Raw genomic sequence first — 4982 nt, 5'->3', positions numbered from 1 at the left:
ACCGGGCCGCCGAGCTGGTCGCCCTGCTCGCCGAGGACGGTCTGGCCGGGCGGCACGACGATCTCACCGCCGCGTGGCGGCGGCTGCGCGACGACACCGACCCCGGTGCCACCGCCCGGTGGCGGGCCGAGGTCCGGCGGCTGCGGGCCGCGCTGCCCGTCGGCGACCCCGACCGGGCCGGCACCCCGGACGGCCCGCCGTCCGGTCCCGCCCGCGCCGCCGACCGGGACCGGCCCGGTGACCGGCCGGCCGCCCAGGGACGGAGCGGCCGGGGACGGGCCGCCGGACCGTGGCTACCCGACGATCTGGCGGCGGGGCTGCTGGTGGGGCTGGCCCATCCGGAGCGGCTGGCCCGGCTGCGCCGGGGCGGTGGGACGTCGTACCAGATGGCGGGTGGGACGGGGGCGGAGCTGGCCGCCGGGTCGGCGTTGACCGGGACGGGCTGGCTGGCCGTCGCGGTGGCCGACCGCTCGCCGGGCGCGCCGACCGCCCGGGTCCGGCTGGCCGCCCCGCTCGACGAGGCGACCGCCCGGGAGGTCGGCGGCGCGTTGCTGACCGAGGTCAGCGAGGTCGGTTGGGTCGACGGCGACGTGCTGGCCCGCCAGGTGACCCGGCTCGGCGCGATCGAGCTGGTCAGCCGGCCGCTGGCCCGACCGACGCCGGAGCTGCTGGCCGCCGCCCTGGCCGACGGGCTCCGCCAGGCGGGCCTGGACCTGTTGACCTGGGCCCCGGCGGCCCGGTCGTTGCGCCAGCGGCTGGCGTTCTGCCGGCAGGCGCTGGGCGGGCCGTGGCCCGAGGTCTCCGACGACGCGCTGCTCGCCATCGCCGACCGGTGGCTCGGGCCGGAGCTGGCCGCCGCCCGCCGCCGGGCCGACCTGGCCCGGATCGACGTGGTCGGGGCGCTGCGCCGGCTGCTGCCCTGGCCGCAGGCGGGCCGGCTGGACGAGCTGGCCCCGGAACGCGTCGAGGTGCCCAGCGGCTCCCGGGTCCGGGTCGACTACACCGATCCGGCCGCGCCGGTGCTGGCGGTGAAGCTCCAGGAGACGTTCGGCTGGCAGCAGACGCCCCGGCTGGCCGACGGCCGGGTGCCGCTGCTGCTGCACCTGCTCTCCCCCGCCGGCCGGCCGGTCGCGGTCACCGCCGACCTGGCGTCGTTCTGGCGTACCGGCTATCCGCAGGTGCGTGGGGAGCTGCGCGGGCGCTACCCGCGCCACCCCTGGCCGGAGGACCCGGTCACGGCCGCGCCGACCCGGCACACCACGCACCGCCGTCGCTGAGCCGACGCACCGCCGGTGGCGGTCACTCGTCGACGACGTCGGCGATCAGCACGGTGATGTTGTCCGGGCCACCGGCCCGCAGGGCGAGGTCGATCAGGCGGCGGGCGCAGTCCTCCCGGTCCGGGGTCTCCCGCAGCACCTCGGTGAGGGTGTCCGGGCGGACGACGTTGGACAGGCCGTCGCTGCACAGCAGCCAGCGGTCGCCGGCCCGGGGCACCATCGTCGCGTACGACGGGGAGACCTGCTCGCCCTGCAACGCCTGGGTGACCACGGCCCGCCGGGGGTGGCTGGACGCCTCCTCGGGGCTGATCACCCCCTGGTCGACGAGCATCTGGACGAAGGTGTCGTCCCGGGTGACCTGTTTGAGGGTGCCCTCGCGGAACAGGTAGGCCCGGGAGTCGCCGACGTGGGCCAGCGCCAGGCAGCTACCGGTACGGGAGAACAGCAGGGCGGTCAGTGTGGTGCCCATGCCCTGCCGCTCGGGGTCCTCCCGGACGGCCTGCTGGATCCGCGTGGTGGCCAGCTCGATGCCGGTCTGCAACGCCGCCACCAGGGCGTCCTCGGGGGTCTCCACGTCCAGTGGGGCGACCGCGTCGATGGCGATCCGGCTGGCCAGGTCGCCGGCCGCCATCCCGCCCATGCCGTCGGCGACGGCGACGAGCCAGGCACCGGAGTGCAGGGCGTCCTGGTTTCCGCTGCGGATCAGCCCACGGTCGCTCGTCCCGACGGAACGAAGCTTCAGGGTCATGGGTGGCAGCCTGCCAGGCGGAGGGCGTTGTTGTCTCTAGGAGATCAGGACGACTGCGCGTGGCGCGGCGAATCTCACTGCCGCAGGCGTCGGTCCGGGCGGCTGCGACCAGCCCGAAGGTCATCCAGTCGAATCGATTGACAGGGAGGAGACGCGCTGGAAACATCTGGCTGATAGCTGGGAGCGCTCCCAGCGACAGGCATCGACGGCACACCCCACCACTACCCCTTCCGCCCGGAAAGGAATCCCGTGATCCTGACCCGACGACGTCGGCGGCATCTCGCGGTACTGGCAGCGACGACCCTGATCCTCACCGGCGCCGGCACCGGCGTGGCCCACGCCGAGGTCCCGCCGGACGCGCCCGAGCAGATCAGCAACGGCGACTTCAGCGAGGGCGTCGCGCCCTGGTTCTCCTATGGCACCGGCCCGCTCGACGTCGTCGACGGCCGGCTCTGCGTCACCGTCCCCGCCGGGCTGGCCAACCCGTGGGACGCCGGCATCGGCCACGACGGGGTCCGGCTCAACGCCGGTGCGGAGTACAAGCTCAGCTTCGACATCTCGGCCACCCCCGGGCTGAGCGTCAACGCCGTGCTCCAGCTCGGCAGCGCCCCCTACACCTCGTACGCGAGCGTGCCGGCGGTGGCCGCCCCGACGAGCAAGCGGGTCGAGCAGACGTTCACCGTCCCGGACGACAACCCCAACGCCCAGCTCATCTTCCAGGTCGGTGGGGCCGCCGCCGAGCAGCGGATCTGCCTGGACAACGTCTCGTTGCGCGGTGGCGAGGCCGCCCCGCCGTACGTGCCGGACACCGGCCCCCGGGTCCGGGTCAACCAGGTCGGCTACCTGCCCGGCGGCCCGAAGAACGCCACCGTGGTGACCGAGTCGACCGAGGCGCTGCCCTGGCAGCTCAAGTCGGCCGCCGGCACGGTCGTCGCCAGCGGCCAGAGCACCCCGCGTGGGGTCGACGCCGCCTCCGGGCAGAACGTGCAGACCGTCGACTTCTCGTCCTTCCGTACGCCCGGCACCGGCTACACGCTGGTCGCCGACGGTGAGACCAGCCACCCGTTCGACATCTCCGGCGACCTCTACGACCGGCTGCGGGCCGACGCGATGCAGTTCTTCTACGCCCAGCGCAGCGGCATCGAGATCGACGGTGACCTGATCGGCGAGGAGTACGCCCGCCCGGCCGGCCACCTCGGCGTGGCCCCCAACCAGGGCGACACGCAGGTGCCCTGCCAGCCCGGTGTCTGCGACTACTCGCTGGACGTGCGCGGTGGCTGGTACGACGCGGGCGACCACGGCAAGTACGTGGTCAACGGCGGTATCGCCGCCTACCAGCTGCTGAGCGCCTTCGAGCGGACCAAGACCGCGGAGACCGCCGCCGGTGGCGCCGCGCTGGGTGACTCGACGCTGCGGGTGCCCGAGCGGGGCAACGCGGTGCCGGACATCCTCGACGAGGCCCGCTGGGAGATCGAGTTCCTGCTCCGGATGCAGGTGCCGGCCGGCAAGCCGCTGGCCGGGATGGTCCACCACAAGATCCACGACAAGGCGTGGACCGGCCTGCCGCTCGCCCCGCAGGACGACGCGCAGCCGCGTGAGCTGCACCCGCCGTCGACCGCCGCCACCCTCAACCTGGCCGCCGTCGCCGCGCAGTGCCAGCGCCTGTTCGCCCCGTACGACGCGGCGTTCGCCGCCCGCTGCGGCACCGCCGCGTCGAGCGCGTACGCCGCCGCCAAGGCCCACCCGGCGGTCTACGCCGACCCGGCCGACGGCATCGGCGGTGGGGCGTACGAGGACAACAACGTCACCGACGAGTTCTACTGGGCCGCCGTCGAGCTGTACCTGACCACCGGCAAGAAGGCGTACCTGGACGACCTGACCGCCTCGCCCCAGCACACCGGCGACGTGTTCGCCACGGGCGGCGCGTTCAGCTGGCAGAGCGTGGGCGCGGTCGGCCGGCTCGAACTGGCCACCGTGCCGAACGGCCTGCCGGCCGCCGACCGGGCCCGGGTCCGCGCCTCGGTGACCGCCGCCGCCGACAACTACCTGACCACCCTGCACGCCCAGGCGTACGGCCTGCCGGTGCCGGGCGAGGCGGCAAGCTACGTCTGGGGCAGCAACAGCAACATCATCAACAACATGGTCGTGCTGGCCACCGCGTTCGACCTGACCCGGGACGCGAAGTACCGGGACGGCGCGGTGCAGGCGACCGACTACCTGCTCGGCCGCAACGCGCTGAACATGTCGTACGTGACCGGCTGGGGCGAGCAGAACGCGCGCAACCAGCACAGCCGGATCTTCGGCAACCAGCTCAACCCGGCCATGCCGAACCCGCCGGTCGGCTCGCTCGCCGGTGGCCCGAACGCCGCCCTGCAGGACCCGTTCGTCGCCCAGCTGCTCAAGGACTGCGCGCCGATGTTCTGCTACGTCGACGACATCAACTCGTACTCGACCAACGAGGTGGCGATCAACTGGAACTCGGCGCTGGCCTGGCTCGCGTCGTTCCTCGCCGACCAGGGGGAGGCCAAGGCCGTGGCCCCGCGCACCTGCGCGGTCAGCTACCAGGTGCACGGCACCTGGCCGGACGGCTCCAACACCCAGGTCGTCCTGCGCAACACCGGTGACACCGCGATCGACGGCTGGACCCTGCGGTACGCCTACAACGGCGACCAGAAGGTCACCCAGGCGTGGTCGGCGAAGGTGACCCAGTCCGGGGCCACCGTGACGGCGAAGAACGAGTCGTACAACGCGAAGATCGCGCCGGGCGCCAGCATTACCTTCGGTCTGCTCGCCAAGACCGGCACGCTGGCCAACCCGGAACCGGATCTGATCACCGTCAACGGCGTCGCCTGCACGGTGTCCTGACCGGCACTCCCACCCTCGGACCCCGGGCTGCCACCCGGGGTCCGAGCGCGGCGGGCGGTCGGCCCCCCGCCGCCCGGCGCCCCCCCCCCCCC

3 protein-coding genes are annotated in these 4982 nt (G+C 74.0%); 2 read left to right on the top strand and 1 reads right to left on the bottom strand.

Annotated elements, in window-relative coordinates:
- Positions 1-1277 (top strand): ATP-dependent helicase C-terminal domain-containing protein (locus ACOJTC_RS21385; RefSeq protein WP_420118213.1); only part of this gene is annotated, 1277 nt, incomplete at its 5' end.
- Positions 1278-1299: 22 nt separating this feature from the next.
- Here the strand turns inward: ACOJTC_RS21385 and ACOJTC_RS21380 are convergent.
- Complete coding sequence (locus ACOJTC_RS21380) at positions 1300-2025, bottom strand: PP2C family protein-serine/threonine phosphatase (protein WP_420118212.1); 726 nt, start codon at positions 2023-2025, stop codon at positions 1300-1302.
- A gap of 255 nt (positions 2026-2280) precedes the next feature.
- Here ACOJTC_RS21380 and ACOJTC_RS21375 point away from each other — a divergent pair, with 255 nt between their 5' ends.
- Positions 2281-4890, top strand: a complete 2610-nt coding sequence (locus ACOJTC_RS21375) for a glycoside hydrolase family 9 protein (protein ID WP_420118214.1) — start codon at positions 2281-2283, stop codon at positions 4888-4890.
- The last annotated feature ends 92 nt before the right edge of the window (positions 4891-4982 follow it).

Origin of the sequence: Micromonospora sp. (assembly GCF_048594385.1) — a bacterium.
Classification (GTDB): Bacteria; Actinomycetota; Actinomycetes; order Mycobacteriales; family Micromonosporaceae; genus Micromonospora; species Micromonospora wenchangensis.
Note: the sequence above shows the minus strand (reverse complement) of the source record. Positions and strands in the feature narration are given on the sequence as shown.